Raw genomic sequence first — 19,695 nt, 5'->3', positions numbered from 1 at the left:
GGGAGCTCACGCAGCGGAAGCCCAGGCCTCCATCAGCTGCTCGGGCCCGTACGTAGCCGTCAGTCCGTCCACTGAGAACCCGGAGCGGGAAACCGCGACCAGCGGGGTGTCCTCGTCGGCACCGGGTACGGCGAGGGCGTCCCGGGCCAGCGCGGCCAGGGCACGGCGGTCGAAGGTGCCGTTCTCGTGCCACTTGATCGAGCCGACGAACCCGACCTCGCGCGCCGGCGCCCGGTCCGCCCCCACGAGGTCGACCTCGGGATTGTTCGATCGAGGCCACCAGCCGCCCACTTCCCGCACCTGCGGCCACGTGTCGTCGGGCAGCAGTCGGGCCAGGGACTCTCGTACGACGGGTTCGATCGCCCGCCCGCGCCACGAGGTCCATCCACGTTCGACCGCCTCGACCACGATCCGGCTGCGTCCGCGCTCGATCTCCGGGATCCCCTGTTCGAGGAAGACCAGCCAGAAACGGAGGTACGGGTCGGCGACGCGGTAGCGGCGGTCGCGGTCTCCGGGGTGGGTGGAGAGAGGGGTGTCCACGGCGATGAGCCGCTTGTCCGCGAGGGTGCGCAGGGCCGGGTTGAGGGAGCCGGGGGGGAGCGGTCGGTCGGCTGCCCCGGCTTTCGCGGCGATGGTCCCGAAGGTCCGCTCACCGCTGCCGATCACGGAGAGCACGTGCCTGGCCTGGAGAGCGGTAGGAAATTCGGCGGCCAGTGCCCGCTCGGCGGAGACGAGGAGGGGGGAGGTGGGGTCGTCGAGGGCGCGGGATAGGAAGTCGGTGCGGCTCTCGCCTTCCTGCCACTCCTGGCAGATGAGGGGCAGGCCGCCGGTGATCAGATGGGCGTCGAAGGCGTCGGCGGCCGGGAGCCCGGTCATCGCCATGACCTCGGAGGGGGAGAGGGGCGCGAGGACCATCTCGACCCCTCGCTCATGAAAGGGGCGGCCGTAGGCGGAGAGCTGTTCCATCATGGCGAGATCGCTGCCGATGAGGATGAGCAGTACCGGCTTCCGGCTCAGCACACGGTCCCAGACGGTCTGCAAGGTGCCTTCCAGGACCGGGTCGCCTTCGAGCATCCAGGGCAGCTCGTCGAGTACGACGATGCTGGGGGCGTCGTCCGGGAGCACTGCGGCGAGCTGACGTAGGGCCGTGTCCCATTCGGCGACGGTTGTGACGCCGGCGAGGAGGGCGGTGTCGGGCAGTGAGGAGTGCCGGACCTCGGCGAGGAAGCGGGCCCGTTCCCGTTGGGCGTCCTCGCCTCGGGTGGCCTGGTGGACGACGTAGGGCACCTGGGCGCGCTCACAGAAGAGGTCCACGAGCCGAGACTTCCCGACGCGACGCCGGCCGCGGAGGAGCAGGGCCCGGCCGCGCTGGTCGCCGCGGCCGTCGCGTACCCAGGCGAGGTGGCGGTCCAGGGTGGCCAGCTCGGATGTGCGGCCTACGAAGCCTGGCATGGGTCACCCTTCGAGCTTGCTCGTGTTGAACATACTCAAGTGAACCATAGTATGGAGAATATGAGTAATGGACTGTGACTATGGGTGATGAGTGCGGGTGGACTGGAAGGCGGTGAAGGGCGGGCCGGCCTTGAGGTAGTCGGGTTCAGCTCAGGTGGGCGATGAATGCGCGCCAGGCGTGGGGGGTGAAAGCGATCACTGGGCCGGTGGGGCGCTTGCTGTCGCGGACCGGTATGAGTGCGGGGATGCCGTCGGCGATCTCGACGCACTCGTTGTTGCCACCGCTGTAGGTGCTGCTGCGCCACTTCGCGCCCGACAGGTCCAGCGTGCTGTGGCGTGCGCTATTCATGCTCTGTGCTCCTTGGCCCTGCGTCGGACGACGGCTCGGGATTCCATCGGAGAGAGCGCGGACGTGCGAGCGGCGTCGAACAGATCCTGGTAACGGGCGACTTCCGCCTCCCGCTCCAGCCAGATGGAGCCGGTTGGGTTGTCCGCCAGCACCACGTCGAGCGCTGCCTCCTCTGAGAAACCCAGTACTACGTACGGGCCGAACATACTCGCGTGTGCTCCGCGCGAGAACGGCAGGACCTGGATGGTGACGTTGGGCTGCTCGGAGGTCGCCAGGAGGTGCTCCAACTGTGCCTGCATCACCTGAGGGTCGCCGACCTGTTGGAGGAGAACGGCCTCCGACAGCACTGCCCAGAGATGCAAAGGGGAGTCGCCAGTGAGTCGCTCCTGTCGGGCGAGGCGAACCTGGACGAACTTTTCGATCTCGTCGGCTGTCTGCCATTGTCGTGAGGCCACCGTCACGGCACGGACGTACTCCGGGGTCTGGAGCAGGCCGGGAACCAACTGCGCCTGGAACGTGCGGATCTCTCCAGCCATGGCTTCCAGCGCGATGTAGTCGCGGTACGTGTCGGCGAGGACGGATCCGTACTGGTTCCACCATCCTTGCCTGCGACGGCGGTTGGCCGTGCGGGCCAGTGCTCCCAGTCGCTCGCGAAGCTCAGGATCCGCCACCTCGTAGGCGTGCAGCATCGCGGTCAGGTCCGGGAGTCGGACGGCCACCCGACCGTTCTCGATCCGGCTGATCTTGCCCTTGGTGCAGTCGAGGGCTTCAGCTGCCTGATTGGTGGTCAGCCCTGCGGCCTCCCGCAACCGGCGTAGCTCGTCGCCAAGTTGGCGGCCGAGCACGGTCGAGGGGTTCGGGGTGGTGCTCTTCGCAAGCATGCCAACACCTTTAGCAGAGCCGTGGATGCGTCAGGGTTGTATTAACCCGGAAGGGGGAAGATTGAGGTCATCTCAGTCGGCAACGTTGCAGATTCGGATGGTGCGCATACATTCTGCTGGCCATGGACATCGGCGTCCCATGGTTCGACTTGCTGTCTCTATGGGGCTCCGGCCGCGCGTCGACCCTCTGGGGGCTGCCATGGCTGCACCGAATGAAGTCACCTTCCGGTTAACCCGTTGCCGTCGCAGCGTGCCCCGAACGCGAGCGCTGGCGCATGCCGTGCTCAGCGGCTGGGGCGTCAGCCAAGACGCCCTGGAATCGGTGGAGTTGGCGCTCTCGGAATTGGTGACCAACGCGCTGCGCGTACGTGTGCCGAGTGACCGACAGGTGGGCGTACGGATCGCGCGATGCCTGGAGGGCGGCCTGCTGCGGCTGGAAGTCAGCGACGCGGGCTCGGGCAGGCCCGAAGTGCGGGCGCCCGGTGACGAGGAGACTGGCGGGCGCGGGCTGTTGCTCGTGGAGGCGTTGGCTCACCGCTGGGGAGTTGAGGAGCGCACGGGCGGGATCGGGAAGACAGTGTGGGCAGAGCTGAAAGCGCCGGACATCGTGGCTGAACCCGACGGGCGGGAGGTCGCGGCTGTCATGGTGCGGCCTGGCCAGCTAGTGCGAGTGTGGGGTGAGTGGCGCACTGTCCGTACGGTGCGCACTGAGTCGCACGCGGCTGGTGGACTCGCCGTTGTGCTTGGACTGGACGAGGGCCCGGCGCTACGGGTACACGCAGCAGAACCGTTGACCGTGCGGGACGATGGCGTGCCCTCCGCGCGGGAGAGAGGGGAGGGCACGCCGGGGTGATCAGCCCTTGGTTGGCTTCCCAGGACGCCAGGCGCGCAAGTCGTCATCGGTCAGACCGTGTTCGCCCTGCTTGGTCGCCCGGTAGCCCGCGAAGAAGGCTGCGGGGGAGCCGCCGTACAGGGGGTCGAACTCGTCGTGCCACTGGGTGAGCCAGGGCTGAAGTTCGAGGAGGCCGGCGAGCAGCGGCGTCATCTGCTCGTCGGACAGCTCGTCGTGGTTCGTGAAGTACGTGCTGAGGGTCTGGGCCTGCTCACGGTGATCCCAGCCCGCCCAGCCGAACAGGTCCGGGGTGCCGGAGATCGCGCCGGTGGCGTAGGAGATGAACCGCTCCTTCGGCACGTCCAGCTTCCCGCGGGCGCGCCAGTAGGACGGCTTGAGGAAGTCGGCCGACGTGTACTTCGGCGGTACGGGGATCGAGTCCCGGATCTTCCGCTTGGAGGGTTCGTCTGGGGCGGCGTCTTCCAGACGCTGGAGATCCCAGACGTGCTCCCAGTCGGCGCGCTTCCTGAGACCGGTGGGCTTGTAGCGCAGGGCGGCGAGGAAGGGCACGTGTTCCCCGGCGAGGAGGTCAGCGACGACGGTCGCCAGCTCATTGCGAGGGGCGTACAGCTCGGCCACGGAGACAAAGTCCGCGTCGAGGGAGAGAGCGGAGGTGAGCTGAGCCCGAGTGAGGATGGTCGGCTGGCCGTCTTGGAACCAGAGCTCGCGGTCCTCGATGTGGTCGAGAAGCCAGTTGCTCAGGGCCTTCTCCTGGAGCGCGTCCCAACCTTCTGTCGACCAGCGGCGCTTGTACTCGGGGCGCTCGACCATGCCGATAGCGCGGGACGACTCAATGGCGTCGATGCGCTTCTGGACGGTTGCCTTGTAGGCGTCCGACCAGTGGTCGGGGATCGTGGTGATGGGGGTGGACCCGTGCCGCTTGAACCACTCGTCGGACGCCTCGCCCTTCTCAACCCGCCGAGCCAGTACGATTTCGAAAGTCCGCTCGCCAAGGGCGAGTTCGGGGACTTCAGACTCGGGGGCCCGGAGGTCTTCCGGATGCAGACCATAGAGAGAATAGAATTGCCAGTCCAATTCTTCTTGCAAGGCGATCATCTGGGCGCGGATGGAGTGCCACTTGGTGCTTGCTTCGCGGAGGGTCGTGGCAGTGGGGGCCACGGATGCGGCTACGGATGAGGGGCTGGTAGCGCTCAGATCCTGGGCGAGAGAATCAAGGGCGACAGCGATTTTCTCGGGGAGAATGGGGGGAAGTGGGATGCGCCCTAGATTGGCGCCTTTGAATTGGTAGAAGCGCTCCCACTCTTGAGACTTGAAACCCTCGTTAATGCCCTGGCCGCCTTTATCGTGACAGGTCATCTTGAGCCAGAAACATACTGCGGAGCTGCAAAGCGCTCCCAGGACCTGAAGATATTCCTCCTCGCTGCTCTTTTCGTCGAGCTTGATCACTGGAGCGGTGTCTTTGAAGACTTTGTTTCCGCGATCCAGGGCGAAGTGGTTGAGCGTGGTGGTCTCAGGCACTGTGATCGACAGCGGCTGCCTATATCGACCCTCGAAGAACATCGAATATTCAAACCAGGTTAGTCCGCGCTGAAGTTGAGTCTTCCCAAAGGCTACGCGGCCTTGGAGCAGCTTTCGGTACGGCCAGAGGGTGCGGACAGCCGCTTCAGAAACTTCCGCTTTCAAAGACTCGCTTGAGTAAGGCCAGATCGAGGTCGTGGGATTCCAAATCAAGTAGTCACGTACCTGAGTTCCCTCGACGATGGGGCGTTGTTGCGCTGCGGAAATACCATTGCGTCTCATGTAGCCTGCGCCAAGCATGTAAGCATCGTCTTCACGCGTTACGGCGCCAGCTCCGATAACCCGAGCGGTCTTCTCCAGGGTGGTTTTCGAGCCAGAAGAAAGTGCAGCAACAAGTTCCAGCCCTCCGTCTTTGAGAATCCAGGGGCGCCGACTAAAGTGATCATCCCGGCTCAAATCATCAACAGAGACCCACTGACTGACTGAACCGGGCTGGTCGATCTGTCGGGCGATCGCGTTCCATACGAGGCCGTCTGCTGCATTCTCTGGCGTTACAGGTTCGCCTTGGACGCTGCGCACAGTGCGGATCGTTGGCGCACGCCCGATGCCAGACCGGCGTCGCCCCACCAGGATGACTGTCGGAGTGCCATGTCCTGGGATGAATGCTCCTGATGTGTCAATGACTTCGGTCAGCTCAATTTTGTGCGCAAAGTACTCTTCAATGAGCTTCGTCCCGAACTCTCGCTTCATGAAGGAGTTCGCAGTGATTTGGCCAACCATTCCGTAGCCGCGACCGTCCGGTTCTCCAGCCTTCGCTAGTTGGAAGAAGCGTTCAGCGAATGGCACGGAGAGGGCGTAAGCGCCGGCGCATGATGCGTACAACTCCCGATACAACGTGTTCAGCTTCTTGTCCTTGACCGTGATGTAGGGCGGGTTCCCCACCACCACGTCGTACCGTCCCTGCTCCAAGATGCCTGGGTAATCGTCTACGTCTTCCATGGCATAAGAGAAATCTGCCAGCGGATCCCCCAATTCCTCTTCGCCCAGAGTCAGCTCAAGCTGACGAGCCTTGATAAGTGAGTCACCCACCGCCAGATGGATCGGCCAGTCGTACTGCCCAGCCTCCCTCAGAGTCCCCACCCCGGACACCGCCATCGCCGCCACCAACAACCGGAACCGCGCAATGGCCACCGCGAATGGATTGAGGTCCACCCCGTGCACGGAGTTCAACGCATCCCGCACCCGCTCATGCACATCTCGCCCAGGCTCCCGCTCCGCCCACAGCCGGACCATCCTCCGAAACGCGCCCAGGACAAAGTGCCCCGACCCACACGTAGGGTCGATCATCTTCAGCTCGCCGAACCGCCCGCCCAGCTCCCGCACCACCGGATCCATCGTCCGGTCGAGGATGAATTCCTCCACGAACTCCGGCGTCTGGAGCAGTGCATACGTCTTCCGGGCCGCCTCTGACAGATCCTGGTACAGGTCACCGAGGAAGCGCGTGTCCCACCCCTTCGTGCCGTCCTCGTTCAGCGGGTCAGCGAAGTCGTGGACCAGCTCACCGTCCTCCCGCCGCTCCCGCCAGAACTCCACCAGCGCCCGCGCCCCGTCGTGCGAGACCGGGATCTGATACAGCGGGTTGCGCCGCTTGTCGAACAGCAGCTTGCCGGCCTGCCCGGAGCCCAGCTCCGCGAACGCCCGCTCCAGCCACCCTCGGTACGTCGGGTCTTGCTCGTCCTCGACGTACTGCCGATACCGGGCCTCCGCCAGATCCCGCCGCTCGGCGTCCGGGCCCGTGAGGTACGGCTCCGGGATCAGCCGGTTGTCCTCGCAGAAGCGTACGAACACCGTGCCCAGCACCCACGCGACCGCGACCTGCGTGACCCGCTCGTCCAACCACGCGCTCCAAGTCGCCCCCGTGCGCTCAAGCTTGAACGCCTGGTCGTACTCAGCCCGCAGCCTCCCCGCGACGGCCTCCGCCGCCCGCACCAGCTCGGCACCCTCCTCCGGCAGCCCAGCCAACCGCTCCTCCAGCCAGGCCCCCCACTTGGGGCTCCCCTTGGGGTCGGCCTTCTGCAGCTTGCCGTACTCCGTACGCAGCGGCTTCAGAACGGTCTCGCCGTCCCGAACCTGCTGGCCGAGGTCGACCTCGACCGCCTTCACCTGCTTGATCAGGTCCGCCAGCAGTGCCTTGGACTTGCGGTCGATCACCTGGTCACGTCTCCTGTCGTCATCCCCACCCACACGCGAACCGCTCCGAGTACGGCACGCGCGCTCAGCGCATCATCCCCGTGGGCCGCCGGCCCCGGCCCTCTCCGGCTTCGCGCGGTGCGCGTTCTGTACCCAGAATTCATTCAGCGTGATCCACTCGCCCAGCCCCGACTGATACGGCACCGCCACCGTCCCCAGCCGTGGCGGCCGGGCCGGGTCGCTCTGCGGACACAGCAGCCACAGCGCGCGGCCACCACCCCGCGACCGCTCCGCCAGCCGGTCCAGTACGCCCATCGCGTCGTACCGGGCGAAGACCCCAGCGTCCGTCAGCACCAATGGAGCAGCCAACCCGCCCCCGCCACCGTTCCCAGAACCCGTGCCCCCCGGCACCAGCAGCTCCCCGATCCGAGGCTCCACCAGTCCCCACGCCGTCCCCGCATACTCGGCGAATTTCATCGCACCCGGCGTCCCGGTCTTCGCCACATCCGCACGCAGGATGGTCTCCCACGTGGGCTTGGGCCGCGGGTCGACCAGCTCGTGCAGCGCTCGAACGAACAGCTCGGCCACCGACACCACGACGGCCCCGCCCGCGAAGTCGTCGCGCCCAAGCTCGTCGATCGCATCCCGTGCCCACTCCGTCGGCACCGTCAGCACACGGAAGCCGTCCCGCCGTGCCGAAGCCTTCAGCCGGTCCTCGGCCGTGCCCGCCGCCGCAAGCTCCGGATCGTCGGAGTAGCGGTGCGCGGAGACGGTGCCCGTCGGCTGCCGCCGCGCGTCCGACGACAGATAGGCAGACACTCCGTCCGGACTGCTCGGCAGATACCGCAGCGTCCCCGTGCTCTTGCGCGTCGACAGCACCAGGTCGAAGCCGGCCTCCCGCAGAGCCCTCGTCAGCGGACCGCCCGTGGGCAGGGCATGGCCACCCCGCTCGTTCAGCAGCTCCGGGAAGCGGGCCCGTACCCGCTCGTGGACGTCGTCCGCCGTCAGGCCCGGCTGCTCGGCCTCCGCCATCCCAGGGATGAGCGGTACCAGGCCGGCCTGGGTGAGGCGCAGCGCGCGTACCAGCGGCAGCTTGCGCGGATAGATCTCCAGACGGGGTGTCGCGGCGGCATGGCGGGAGGCAGCCACCGCGATCTCCACCATGCGCCGGTCGTCCCACTGCACCGCAGCACTCGGCGGCGGTACGGCACCCAGCTCGGCCACCACGGTCGCCGCCGTTGGCAGGGTGTCGAGCCCGGCCAGCCGGTCCGCGATACGGCCGAGCCGCTGGGCGTAGTGGAGCAGCCCCGGCGCGGACGGTGTGTCCGGCGCGTCGTCGGCGCCCACCTCCAGGGCCAGCAGGCCCGCGCCCATGCTTTCGTCGGCCGCGTCGCGGTTCGGGGCGTGTCCGAACTCGGCCTCCTCCGGGACGAGTTGCTCGACCTCCACCACGGCCCGTACGGCGGCCAGCGCCAGCGCCCGGCGCTGCTCGCGCTCCTGGAGCTGCGTGCCGCGCCGCACGGTCAGCGCGTCCGCGACCTCCGCGGCCGAAGCGACCCGGCCCAGGTCGTGCAGCAAGTCCAGGACCTCGGCGCGCAGTGCCCGTACCGCCGCGTGCTTCTTCCAGCGGGTCCGCTGGTTCTTCAGCATCTGCGGGATACGGCCGGCAGACAGCCCCAGGGCGCCCGCGACATCCTTCTGCTTGGGCCAGACCCCGACCTCCGACGGCAACACGCCCTGCTCGTTGGGCAGCCGCAGGAGTAGCCGTACCATCTCGCACTCGTTGTGGTTCGAGCCGTCCTTGCGTAGCGGCGGTACGAACACCGTGGCGAGGGTGTCGAGGCTGACGCTGCGCAGCGCGCGCTCCGGCAGCGAATGCGCACCGGCGCCGCCGTTGGCCGCCACCGCGTCGACCGCTGCGGCCTCGGCAGCCGACAGCTCCTCCTTCGCGGCCTTGCGGCCCTCGGGAGTGAGCGGCGCGGCAGGCTTCTCCGCGAGCTTGAGGCGCCACTGTTTGATGCGGCTCAAGACCTCCTTGCGGGTCTTCGCGCCGAGACCGGGTGCGTTGACGAGCTGGCGCTGGCTGTAGTCGAGCAACTCACCGACCGTGTTGACGCCGAGGCCGTACACGAAGGACTCCGCGGCCGGGCTCAGACCGGACGACGAGACGAGCGTGTCCCGGTCGACGCGCTCCGCCAGCCGCTCGCGCTGCTGCTCGGCGCTCTCCTCCTCGGCCTCCGGAATGGCGGCGTCCGGGGCGGGCTGCGCCGCCTCGCCCTGCGCGGGTGGCGCCGCGTGCCGTGACGGGCGGCGGGACGAGGGCTTCGCCTCGTCCATGGCGAGGAAGATCTTCTTCCAGGCGTCCCGCATCGGCTTGAGGTCGGGGAAGCGCTGGGAGGCGTCCCGGTGCAGGGCCTTCTGGAAGAACGCGACCAGACCGTCCCGTACCGCCGGGTCGAAGGCGTCGGCGGCGATCCTCGGGTACGGCTCCTTCTCCGGGTCGGTCTGGCGTGGCGAGACCTTGCCGTCGCCCCACACCGGAAGCTCTCGGGACGCCATTTCGTGCAGGGTGACGGCCAGGGCATAGCGCTCGGCGTGGGCGTCGTAGACCGAGCGGTCGGTGAGCGTGCCGATGAACGGGTCGAGGTAGCCGTCCGTGCCCGCCGCGGTCTCGTTCACCGGGTAGCCCGCGAGCGAGAAGTCGATCAGCACCAGTTCGCGGGTGCGGTTCGGGCGGATGCGGATCGCGATGTTGTCCGGCTTGATGTCGCGGTGCCACACGCCCTCGCCCTCGAGGAAGTCCACCGCGCCGAACAGGTAGTCGCCGTACGCCTCGAGCTGGTCCACGGACAGGCGGCCGAACTCGCGCAGCTGCCGGGCGACGGTCTCCTCCCGGCGGCGGCGCTTCGTACCCGGTGCAGACGGCTCAGCGCTCTCCTCGCGCTCGTCGCCGACGTACTCCATGACCAGGACCGTGCGCGGGTCGATGCGCTGCGGCTCCGGCTCGACCAGGCGGATCACGCGGGAGTCGGGGCGGAGCCGGCCCAGTACCTCGGCCTCGCGGCGCAGCACCTCGCCGCGGCTGTCCGACGTCGCGACCTTCAGCACCGCCAGGGACTTCGAGAAGCGCACATCCGGGCCGGCGGTCAGGTCCCGCACCAGGAACGCGCGGCTCGTCGAACCCGTACCGAGGCGGCGCCTGACCTCCCAGCGGCCCGCCAGCACATCGCCGGCGACCGCGTCCAGGGGGTCCTTCTCGGGTTCGGCCGGGCGCGGGGCCTCGGCCGTCGGAGGTTCGGTCAGGTCCGCCTCGACGACCTCCAGCATCTCCAGGAAGTCGTCGACCGACGACAGCCGGGCGGAGACGTCGTAGGCCGTGGCCGCCTGCACCAGCTCGTCGATGTACGGGGAGAGGCCGTCCACCACGGAGCTGGGGCGCAGGCCCTCGCCTGCCTCGTAGCGAGCCACCAGTTCGGCCTGGCTGGCGGCCGGTGGCCTGCCGGTGGCCAGTAGATAGGTGAGCACTCCGAGTCCGTACACGTCCAGGGCGACCGGGTCGGGCCTGAGCGCGGTCAGCTCCGGGGCCAGATAAGGGTCAGCGCCCTCGGCGAGATGCGCGCCCGCGCGCGAGAAGGTCGTGGGGGCGAACCGCTCACCGCTGCCGGTCACGCCGTGCTCGGAGCTGCGCTGGACGGCGACCTGCCAGTCGGAGATCTGCAGGTGTGGGCTGGACCAGGCGCCGGTCTCGCTCTCGGAGTCGCTCCGGCCACCACGGCAGCGCGGGATGACGTGGACCGCGCGGGCCGCCAGGGTGCGGTGGAAGATCCGCCGGCCGTGCGCCGAGCGCACCGTCTCGGCCAGCTGCCTCACCAGCGCTATGCGACTGAGGATGTCCAGCTTCTCGCCGTACTGGAGCAGGTATTCGTCCAGGCGCAGGGTCCGCGGATCGAAATCGAAGATCAGCGCGGGGCCCGCGGAGTGCCCGGAGGGGTCGTACTGCTTGAGCTGGACGACACCTGGGTGCCGGAAGTGGCGCAGCACAGCGGCTTCGCGGCGCGCGGCACGCTCGACGGATGCCCGCAGCTCGGCGTCGGAACCGCGCTCGCGCAGATACACACGGACGCGGGCGGCCTCCGGCAGCTCACTGTGCTGGGCCAGATAGTCGGCCCAGGTCGGGCCCGAGTCGAACGCCTTCCGGCTCAGCAGATATGGGCCGACCTTGTACTCGGCGTCGCTGCGCGCGATGCCGATGCGCTCCAGAACCGCCTTGATCCGGCGCGAGCGCGCGGCGTCGATCCGGCGGTACTCGTCCTTCGGCGGCTCCTTCAGCATCTCGGTGAGCTGGTGGACGGTGAAGACGCCGTTGCGGTCGTGGGCGGGCAGCCGGTTGCGCAGCGAGGAGTCGGTGAAGCAGACGGCCTCCGAGACCCACACCTTCTCGCCGTTCTGCTGCAGCAGCGCGGCCAGCTCCTTGGCCTTCTTGTTGGCCAGGTGCAGCGGATTGCCGTGGGGGATCTGGCGGCCGCTGGGCTGGGTCTGCAGCCAGGTGCCGTTGCGGGACTCGACGGAGCCGTGCCAGTCCTTCAGCTCGATCAGGTGGACTCCGCCCGGAGCGATTACCAGGAGGTCCACTTCCCGGACGTGGCCGGTGTGCGCGGTGAACGTGAAGTTCGACCAGGCCCGCCACGGGTCGTTGTCCGGGAGCTTCTCGCGGATGGCCTCCAGGCCCCGGTGCTCATGCTGGAACTCGGATTCGGTGACCGTCGTCCACCGGCCGTCCCGCATCTGCCATCCCCGCTTCGCTGTTGTTCTGTGCCGATCGCTGCTGCTCAGGCCGCAAAAGTCCCGCACCGATCGTAGCGGGGCGGGGAACCGGGACGAAGGGGGATCGGTGGGGTCACGGTCGGAGCTCCCGGATTCGGGAGTGGATTCACCAAATCAATTCCGAGCTTCGAGAGTGGCATTTTAACGTTGCCCGACATGCAAACCGACTGCTGGAGCTACACCAAACCGACTGCTGCAGTGCGCTACTGTGGTGTGTAGGTCGACGGGGGGCGCTGTGTCTCGTCGGTTTGTTGTGCTTTGTAGGCATGCGTGGTGAAGGGAGAACGCAGGTGGGTGGGACGCGGGGCATGAAGGTGACGCTCGCGATAGCAGTGGCGATGATCTGCGCGCTGCTGGTCGCCTTGTGGCGCCTGGCGCGCACAGGCGACCTGGATCAGGCCCTCATGACCGGCGGGGGCGTGTTCGTCGCGGTGTTCACCATGGCCTTCATGGCCATGACCTACATGAGCGGCGGCTGAGTCCGGCCAGGCATGATGGGCGCACCAGAAGGCGGTCGTCCGGCCGAACGCGTGCGCAGACGGGAGACAAGGTGGAGCGAGCGTCGAAGGGGATGTCACTGGGGAGGGTGCTGGATGCCCTGCGCGGGGCACTGGCACCCCAGGACGCCCTTCTCCTCGTCATGGCAGTGATCCTGCTGCGCCACGAGGCCGAAACGGAGCGTGGCGACGAGTGGGGCGATCTCACGCCGGCACGCGAAGCCTGGGGTGCGCTTATGAGTGGTGGCCTCTGGCGGGACGGGGGGCACGGTCTGGCTGAGGCGCTCCATCGTGGACTTCGCGCGCGGGAAGCTGAATTTTCTTCGTTGCTGGACCTGCCGAACCTGGGCGGAGTGCGAGGCCAGCAAGTAGCTGCCCTGATCGACTGGGTGGCCGCAGCACCGGACCTGACAGAAATCTTCGAAGTCTGCCTGGATCATGGGCAGACGACGAGCAAGGGCGGCGACTACTACACGCCGTCGGATGTCGCTCGCCTCCTGGCCGGTGTGATGGAGCCCAGGGAGGGCGACGCCGTCTATGACCCCGTTTGTGGTTCCGGCGGCCTCCTTCTGCGGGCTCGCGAGCACCTCGAAGCGAGCGGTGGCCATGCCGATGAGCTGGCGTTGTACGGACAGGACGAGAGTCGGAGCGCCCTGCAGACCGCTGCGATGAACGTCTGTGTACACGGGGCTGAAGCACGACTGAAGGGCCCGGAATCCACATTTGTCAACGACCGGTTCGCGGACCTGACCTTCGACGTGGTTGTCGCCAACCCGCCTTTCAACCAGTCTGGTTGGGACGAGGGCGGCTACCTTCGCCACAGCCTTCCTTGGCCGTACGGGGTCCCACCGGCCGGAAACGCCAACTTCGCCTGGGCCCAGCACGTCGTGAGGAAGATGACGCCGACGGGGCGGGGTGCGCTCCTGCTGCCCACAGGCGCTGCCACTACGGCGAAGACCGCAGAAGGCCAGATCCGCGCCCGTCTGGTCGATGACGACGTCCTGAGTTGTGTGGTCGAACTGCCTGCCGGCCTGATTCCTCATGTGCGTAACCCGGTGAGTCTGTGGCTCTTCACCAAGAGCAAGAAGCCTCGCGACAACTGGGGGCGCAGTGACCGGTCGGGACAGTTCCTGCTGATCGACGCCCGTGACACCGCCGCGAGCGTGACGCGCGGACGGCGAGCCATGCCAGAGGCAGCGAAGAAGCGCATCATCAAGACCTTCGCTGCCTGGAGGGGAGTGCGGGGCAGCCAGCCGTACGAGGACGTACCCGCCTGGTGTACATCGGTCTCCCGGGGCGAGATCGCGGCGAAGGAGTACGACGTACTGCCCTCCCACCACGTTGCCGCGCCACCCGCCGAGTCCGTGCCCGCAGATGCGCACGAGCGTGCTGCCGACCTGACCGACGAACTGCTCGGGCTGTTCGAGACGTCCCGCCGCCTCGAAGGCGAGTTGCGTGACCTGCTGGGGCAGCTGTGACGCAGGAGAGTCTGGAAAACGAGCTGCAGCGACTGCCCAGGGATTGGGGTGTGGGACGGCTGGGTGATCTGCCGAACGTGCAGGTCATTGGGTATGGCATCACTCGCCCCGGGGCGCACGTCGACGACGGTGTGCCCATGATTCGGGCTGCCGACATCCAGGACGGACGACTGCGCAGCGACGAACCGAGGCGGATCGCCTCCCAGGTGCACGAAACAAGCCTGCGCAGCCAACTGGAGGTCGGCGACGTCGTCGTGGTCCTGGTCGGCCGCGTGGGTGAAGCGGCAGTCGTCGGCGGAGAGTTCCACCACTGGAACGCGTCTCGGACCGTCGCCATCATCCGACCGAGCGAACCCGACGAGGCGGCCTGGCTGAGCCTGTGGCTCGGATCGCCGGCGGTGCGAGAGTGGTGCGAGAGGCAGGCCACTGGTTCCACACTGCAACGCACGCTCAGCCTGGCGGCGCTGCGAAGTCTCCCCGTGCCGATTCCGCCAGTAGGGCCAAGGACCGCCCTGTTGCGAGCGATGCGGCTTCTGGAGGCGAAAACGGCGACGAACTCACGTATCGCCGAGTGCGCCACGGAGTTGAGCGAAGCGCACTTCGCACGCGAGGCGCGCGACAGCAAGTCCTGGCCGGAACAGCCCCTGGCAAGCCTTGTTCATCTCACTGCCGGAACTGCACCACGCCCGCGCCCGGACGGCGACGGGACGCAGACCGAGGGCGGTACCGCTTTCGTCGCCCCCGCGGACATCCTGCAGAGCGAGCTGCCCCATTTGTATGGCACGGAGCGACGACTGCCCAAGGGTAAAGAGGGCCGCGTGTGCGCTCCGGGCTCCCTTCTCGTCGCCTCAAGGGAAGACGGGGTGCGGGCCGTGATGAACCAAGTACCTGCCGCCATTGGCCGCAACGTACTTGCGCTGGGACCTGAGTCGGTATCCGATGCGCAGTGGCTGCTGCACGAGATCCGCTCGCGCGGCGCCGAGCTGGCAGCTACCGCACAGGGATCTGCAGGGCGTGAACTCAGCGGTCGGGCGTTCGGAGCCACCATGGTTCGGTGGCCTCCGAGTGATGTGCGTGAGCGTTTCGCCCGGCTCGCCGAACGCCTCCACGCTCGAGCGCACATCGCGCAAACGGAGAACGAGATGCTGCGCGGCCTGCGAGGACGGATCCTCGACAGCTTCCTGTCCGGCAGATTTCCGGGCAAGTCCGCCTCTTGACCGACCTCGGAGTCGACGGATCACCCGCCAGACTCCACGAGGTGAGAACGACTTGAAGCGCCGCGCCGATCTCGACGAGTACAGGCCCGTTGTTTGATGCCTCAAGTCCGTTACCAATTCCCCTTCTTAGTGTGAAAATCTGATCACCATGGGGAATGGTTATGGTGATCAGCCGAACTTCGGCACAGGTTCAGGGGCAGGTTCAGGTACGGGGGGAGGGGCAGGCGGCCGACGGAGGCAGAGCCCGGTCGGACACATAGAAGCCGACGCGGCCCAATGGGTGTTGCAGCCCCGCGGCAGCGCCAGGGTGCGCGGGCCGCAACACTTCGAGCACTCGGTGCGCAAGGGAATCCGGCTCTCGGACTACGAGCACGCCATCGGAGAGCATGCGGTCGAGCTCAAGCGGATCTTCCCCGACGGAGTGGCGCGGTTGTGGGGCTCGACGCCCACGCAGCAGACAGGGAACGCCAAGGCCGTCGCGCTGCGGGATCGGAAGGTCGGCGACGAGGTCCTCTTCTATGCCCAGAACATGTTCATCGCCCGCGCCCGCATTCTCGGACTCCTTCACAACCGCGACTTGGCGGAAGCGGTCTGGGGGGTCGACGAGGAGACACAGAGCACCTGGGAATACATCATGGCCCTGGGCGACGTCGTTGAATTCGAGGTGCCGGCGGAGCCCATCCTGACTGCTCTGGCAATGACACCTCCGCTGCGCAGCCTCACCCTCGTCAGGGCCGCGGAGCGCCGCCGTCACCTGAGCCTCCTGGACGGACGAATACCCGCCGCGGGAGAACGACCGTCCGGCGAGGGAGGGGCGGCTGCTCCTACTGACAGCATGGGGCGTGGGGACCTCTTGCGCGCACTCGGAACCCTCGACGCCGATGTTCCGGACGAGCGACGTACCCGTCACGGGTCTCTCACGCTCATCTGGGCCATTGGTCGGCTGGTGTCGGGGCAGGATCGTCTGGCGCCGTCGGACGTCTACCAGAGCCAGCTCGAGCCCATCTTGCAGGAGTTCGGCTCCCCAGACGTCTCAGTGTCACTCGAGTATCCGTTCCGTCACCTGAGCGACGGCGGGCTGTGGGAAGTCGTAGGTACGGAGCGTTCGGACTCAGACCTGCTGTCGCTGGCGGCCTCTGTCGAGTCAGGAACCCAAGCAGGGCTCCGGCGGGAAGCCGCAAGGCTGCTACGCCAGCCGCTCGCCCGTGCCGAGGCGATCGGTCTGCTGTGCACCACCTACTTCGGGGACGTCGACCAGGAAGAACTCCTGGAGCGAGTTGGCCTTGGCGGGTACGCGCACGCCAGCGGAGCGGATGAAGGCGACGGTGAGCGCGATGGCAGGGGCGGGTCTGCTCGGGCCAAGGGGCGCCGCCAGGTCACCGCCTCGCGCCCCGACAGGGATCAGCGACTGGTGAACAGGGTCAAGCTGCTCCACCAGCATCAGTGCCAAGTGTGCGGGCTCCGACTGGAGACACGTTTCAGTAACTACAGCGAGGCGGCACACATCAGAGGGCTTGGAAGCCCGCACGACGGTCCGGACGAGCTGACCAATTTGCTGTGCCTCTGTCCCAACCACCACGTCCAGTTCGACACCCTGGCCATCTTCATCGACGAGCACTGGAACGTGCGGCGGAGCAAGGATGGAGCATCCATCGGCACCCTGAGACGCCACCCCGAACACGACATCGACGAGCAGCACGTCGAGTACCACCGAGGACTGTGCGGAGGGAACCGCTTCAGCGCTGTTCGCAGCTGATCCTTCGGGGCGCAGGGCGCGCACGCGACCGCACGGCCGTCCCTTGAATGCCGGTGTCTGGTGCCCGGATGGGCCGAACTGAACCCTATGCCGCGAGGTTGCCGCGCTGATCTGCATCAAGGTGCGGCCGTCTCGGGCGGGCACTTCGTTTGGATCATGGCGAGATGCGCGCCTCTGGCCAGAACTGCGCTCTTTCCGTTTCAACTTCTCCCCCGCACGCTTCGACCAGGAGTGGTACGGCGAACCAGCGGAATCAACGGGGGAGCCGCGATGGTCGAGCCGATCTATGTGCCGGTCCTCCCTACAACGCGCGCGGCCCTGACGGCTTACGCTCGAGTGGATCTCGGCCTGCGGCAAAGGATCGCGCCACTGTGGACGGTCGTCCCGTGCACCGGGCCTGAGCGCCCTCGAGGACGGTCCCCAGTCCCCGACCCGGAGCCGGACGAGGCGGCATTGCGACGCTGGGTGAGGCCACGCATGGACGGTCTCATCGACGTCATGGGTGGCATGAGCGGCTGGGTGGACCCGACCCACGTCGAACGCCTCCTCGACGCCTCTGCGGAGAGTCTGTGGCGGCTGGCGACCAGGAGCAACCTGCGGCTGGTCACCGGCCCGGAACGGGACCCGGATCACCAGCGGTACGCCGTTGATCTGGCCTTTCTGAGCGTTCTCGGCCTCGGTATAAGGGTCCTGCTCGAGGGTCCTGCTCGACGATCCACCCGACGAACTCCGCCGAACACAGCTCGTGGACCTAATCAATCGGCTGCGCCCGCCTCCCTTGCGACTCGATCTTCGGCTCGGTTGAAGGCGTCAGCAGCCATGCCTCAAAGCCCGAGCTCTATGCGACGAATCGGCCGTCTGGTCAAGCCACTTCCGCCCCATGCCGCTTGCCTTCCAACGACATGGGCGTTCGACCTCAGCTCTTCTGCTCGCCAAGCGCCGCGCGGAGCCAGTCCAGCGACCCCGTGTCCAGCACCGCGTCAGCGAGTGCCTGGCCTGTCTTGGTGACGATCCGGCCCCGGCTGTTGTCGATCCATCGCTGAGCGTTGGCGTAGCCCTGGTCCCGGTATTCGATGCCCTGGATCATGCACTCCAGCTTGTCGGCATCGCGGGCGCAGATCGCTTCCGGGGACTCCTTCGCCTCGTACTCGGCGACCAGGTCGCGCACGGCTTCGGCCAGGAGCTCGGGCATGCCGGCGACTTGGTCGGCAGTGATGTCGCGGGGGTCAGCTTCTCCGCGGGTGTACTTCTTGCCGAGGTGGTTGACGTCCCCTGTGCGAGTCTCCTGCGAGTCGTGCCAGACGGCGAGGAACGCGGCCCGGGCCGGGTCGGCGCCCTCCAGCTTCGCGATGATCGTTGCGATGAGGGCGGTGCGCCAGGAGTGCTCGGCGACCGACTCGGGGTGTTGTACGCCAGCCATCCACCATCCGGTACGAGCGGTGTTCTTCAGCGTCCCTGCCTCGTACAGGAAACGGGCAACCGCTGTCAGGTCCTCGGACACCGTGGGGCTCCTCTCACGCCTCGGCGAGGCGGATTGCGTACCGGATGCTTTCCAACTCCCGCCGCCCGCACGACGAGAGCTCATGGCTATCCAACATCACGGGGAGCCGGTCGCGTAGGGCCCGGGCTGCCGCACCGGATTGCAGGAGGTTGGGGCGGATCTGCAGCAGCGACCACAGGGAGTGGATGTTGAGGTCGACGTAGCCGTGGTGTGGCGCCAGGCCCTGGACGAGGTGTGACAGGAGCTTGTCGCCGGGCCACGGTCGGGGTGTGCGGTCGGCGATGAAGTCGTCCGAGAGCTCCATGTGCTGCATCTCGCCCACCCAGTACGCCCAGTAGTTCAGATTGGCGGACTCGCCGGCGTCGTCGTCCACGAGTGCGGTGTCGATGAAGTGGCTCATGCGGTCGCGGTCGCCCTGCCGGGCGGCGACGGCCGCGACGCTGCGGGCGTTGAGCCACAAGGCCAACCAGTCGCTCGGCCGTTCGGTGCGCTGCTGGTGGGAGAGCCAGTGCGCTGTGTCGGGCTGTGTGTCGTAGCCGGATAGGTAGAGGGCCTGGCGGCGTAATAAGAACTGTCCTTCGCCGCGAGCTTGCTCGGCGGTGTGCCGCATGGTGGAGAAGAACACCGCACGTTCCGACTGGCTGAGCTGGGGGCCGGCCGGTGCGGGTCCACGTCGGGGGCGCGGCGGCTGAGGCCAGTCCCGGATGGGTTGCGGCGGTACGCCGTTGAGCGGCCACGCCAGGACCTCGCCGAGTTCGCGCTGCATCACCATCGCGCCGAGCGGGCTTTCCTTCACCGCGGCGTCTTGGTCGAGCACGGTTCCAAGGAGGACGTCCGCCTCGAGAGCGCGCTCGAGCGCCTGTAGGAGCGCGGACGGGGTGCTCAGCTGCATCAGCCGGTGACGGTGCATGAGCATCTGGCCGACCGGTACGGAGGTCAGCGGGCGGCGTCCGGTCTCCCAGCCAGCGATGGTGTCCGGGGAGACGTTCAGGTGCTCGGCGAGATCCTCCTGCGTGTAGCCCTGTTGTTCCCTGATGACGCGTAGGACGTACCCCGAGATGAGGCCTGAACGGGGCCGCGTCGGCATTCCCGTACCGCCGGTCAGGGTGCGTCGTGAGCTTGGCCGCATGGGGTGTCCGTTCCCGGGGTTCGAGCGCAAACCACCTGTACTCACAGTCA

12 protein-coding genes are annotated in these 19,695 nt (G+C 67.4%); 5 read left to right on the top strand and 7 right to left on the bottom strand.

Annotation, left to right across the window (positions count from 1 at the left end; translation table 11 throughout):
* Window positions 1-6: 6 nt before the first annotated feature.
* The 3 genes from IEY95_RS43765 to IEY95_RS43755 all read right to left on the bottom strand — a co-directional run bounded on the left by IEY95_RS43765 (window position 7) and on the right by IEY95_RS43755 (window position 2,682).
* Window positions 7-1,452, bottom strand: coding sequence for an ATP-binding protein (locus tag IEY95_RS43765; protein ID WP_189191866.1), 1,446 nt, complete (start codon window positions 1,450-1,452; stop codon window positions 7-9).
* A gap of 145 nt (window positions 1,453-1,597) precedes the next feature.
* Complete coding sequence (locus IEY95_RS43760) at window positions 1,598-1,801, bottom strand: DUF397 domain-containing protein (protein WP_189191865.1); 204 nt, start codon at window positions 1,799-1,801, stop codon at window positions 1,598-1,600.
* The gene (locus tag IEY95_RS43755; RefSeq protein ID WP_189191864.1) at window positions 1,798-2,682 is read right to left on the bottom strand and encodes a helix-turn-helix domain-containing protein; all 885 of its coding nucleotides are present in this window, start codon (window positions 2,680-2,682) and stop codon (window positions 1,798-1,800) included. Before IEY95_RS43755 ends, IEY95_RS43760 begins: the two co-directional genes overlap by 4 nt.
* Before the next feature lie 250 nt (window positions 2,683-2,932).
* On the opposite strand from IEY95_RS43755, the gene IEY95_RS43750 reads away from it, so the two are divergent.
* A complete protein-coding gene (locus IEY95_RS43750; RefSeq protein WP_229703779.1) occupies window positions 2,933-3,535 on the top strand; it encodes an ATP-binding protein in 603 nt (200 codons plus the stop codon).
* Here IEY95_RS43750 and pglX read toward each other — a convergent pair whose 3' ends face one another.
* Both pglX and pglW read right to left on the bottom strand, forming a co-directional pair.
* Window positions 3,536-7,264, bottom strand: coding sequence for a BREX-2 system adenine-specific DNA-methyltransferase PglX (gene pglX, locus IEY95_RS43745; RefSeq protein ID WP_189191862.1), 3,729 nt, complete (start codon window positions 7,262-7,264; stop codon window positions 3,536-3,538). It lies immediately after the preceding gene.
* A 72-nt stretch (window positions 7,265-7,336) separates the two neighbouring features.
* Window positions 7,337-12,028: a BREX system serine/threonine kinase PglW gene (pglW, locus tag IEY95_RS43740; RefSeq protein ID WP_189191861.1), complete on the bottom strand. Its 4,692-nt coding sequence runs from the start codon at window positions 12,026-12,028 to the stop codon at window positions 7,337-7,339.
* 347 nt (window positions 12,029-12,375) lie between these two features.
* On the opposite strand from pglW, the gene IEY95_RS43735 reads away from it, so the two are divergent.
* The 4 genes from IEY95_RS43735 (at window position 12,376) to IEY95_RS49810 (ending at window position 17,015) form a co-directional block, all read left to right on the top strand.
* Window positions 12,376-12,546 carry a hypothetical protein gene (locus IEY95_RS43735; RefSeq protein WP_189191860.1) on the top strand — a complete coding sequence of 57 codons (171 nt, stop codon included), beginning with the start codon at window positions 12,376-12,378 and terminating at the stop codon, window positions 12,544-12,546.
* 107 nt (window positions 12,547-12,653) lie between these two features.
* A complete protein-coding gene (locus IEY95_RS43730; protein WP_189191859.1) occupies window positions 12,654-14,042 on the top strand; it encodes an N-6 DNA methylase in 1,389 nt (462 codons plus the stop codon).
* Window positions 14,039-15,259, top strand: coding sequence for a restriction endonuclease subunit S domain-containing protein (locus IEY95_RS43725; protein ID WP_189191858.1), 1,221 nt, complete (start codon window positions 14,039-14,041; stop codon window positions 15,257-15,259). The genes IEY95_RS43730 and IEY95_RS43725 overlap by 4 nt, the downstream gene beginning before the upstream one ends.
* 337 nt (window positions 15,260-15,596) lie before the next feature.
* Window positions 15,597-17,015 carry an HNH endonuclease gene (locus tag IEY95_RS49810; RefSeq protein WP_229703778.1) on the top strand — a complete coding sequence of 473 codons (1,419 nt, stop codon included), beginning with the start codon at window positions 15,597-15,599 and terminating at the stop codon, window positions 17,013-17,015.
* A gap of 916 nt (window positions 17,016-17,931) precedes the next feature.
* Here the strand turns inward: IEY95_RS49810 and IEY95_RS43715 are convergent.
* Together IEY95_RS43715 and IEY95_RS43710 are read right to left on the bottom strand one after the other, a co-directional pair.
* Window positions 17,932-18,516, bottom strand: a complete 585-nt coding sequence (locus tag IEY95_RS43715) for an HD domain-containing protein (protein ID WP_189191857.1) — start codon at window positions 18,514-18,516, stop codon at window positions 17,932-17,934.
* A 13-nt stretch (window positions 18,517-18,529) separates the two neighbouring features.
* Window positions 18,530-19,603, bottom strand: a complete 1,074-nt coding sequence (locus tag IEY95_RS43710) for a helix-turn-helix domain-containing protein (RefSeq protein WP_229703777.1) — start codon at window positions 19,601-19,603, stop codon at window positions 18,530-18,532.
* Window positions 19,604-19,695 lie beyond the last annotated feature (92 nt).

Source organism: Streptomyces albiflavescens, from assembly GCF_014645835.1.
Lineage (GTDB): Bacteria > Actinomycetota > Actinomycetes > Streptomycetales > Streptomycetaceae > Streptomyces > Streptomyces albiflavescens.
This window is presented reverse-complemented; position numbering and strand designations above follow the sequence as displayed.

What these genes read in the sequence shown, in the direction of transcription:
- IEY95_RS43710 (WP_229703777.1), bottom strand. Translation starts at nt 19,603, where the DNA reads ATGCCGACGCGGCCCCGTTCAGGCCTCATCTCGGGGTACGTCCTACGC.
- pglW (WP_189191861.1), bottom strand. Translation starts at nt 12,028, where the DNA reads ATGCGGGACGGCCGGTGGACGACGGTCACCGAATCCGAGTTCCAGCAT.
- IEY95_RS43755 (WP_189191864.1), bottom strand. Translation starts at nt 2,682, where the DNA reads ATGCTTGCGAAGAGCACCACCCCGAACCCCTCGACCGTGCTCGGCCGC.
- IEY95_RS43765 (WP_189191866.1), bottom strand. Translation starts at nt 1,452, where the DNA reads ATGCCAGGCTTCGTAGGCCGCACATCCGAGCTGGCCACCCTGGACCGC.
- IEY95_RS43760 (WP_189191865.1), bottom strand. Translation starts at nt 1,801, where the DNA reads ATGAATAGCGCACGCCACAGCACGCTGGACCTGTCGGGCGCGAAGTGG.
- IEY95_RS43735 (WP_189191860.1), top strand. Translation starts at nt 12,376, where the DNA reads ATGAAGGTGACGCTCGCGATAGCAGTGGCGATGATCTGCGCGCTGCTG.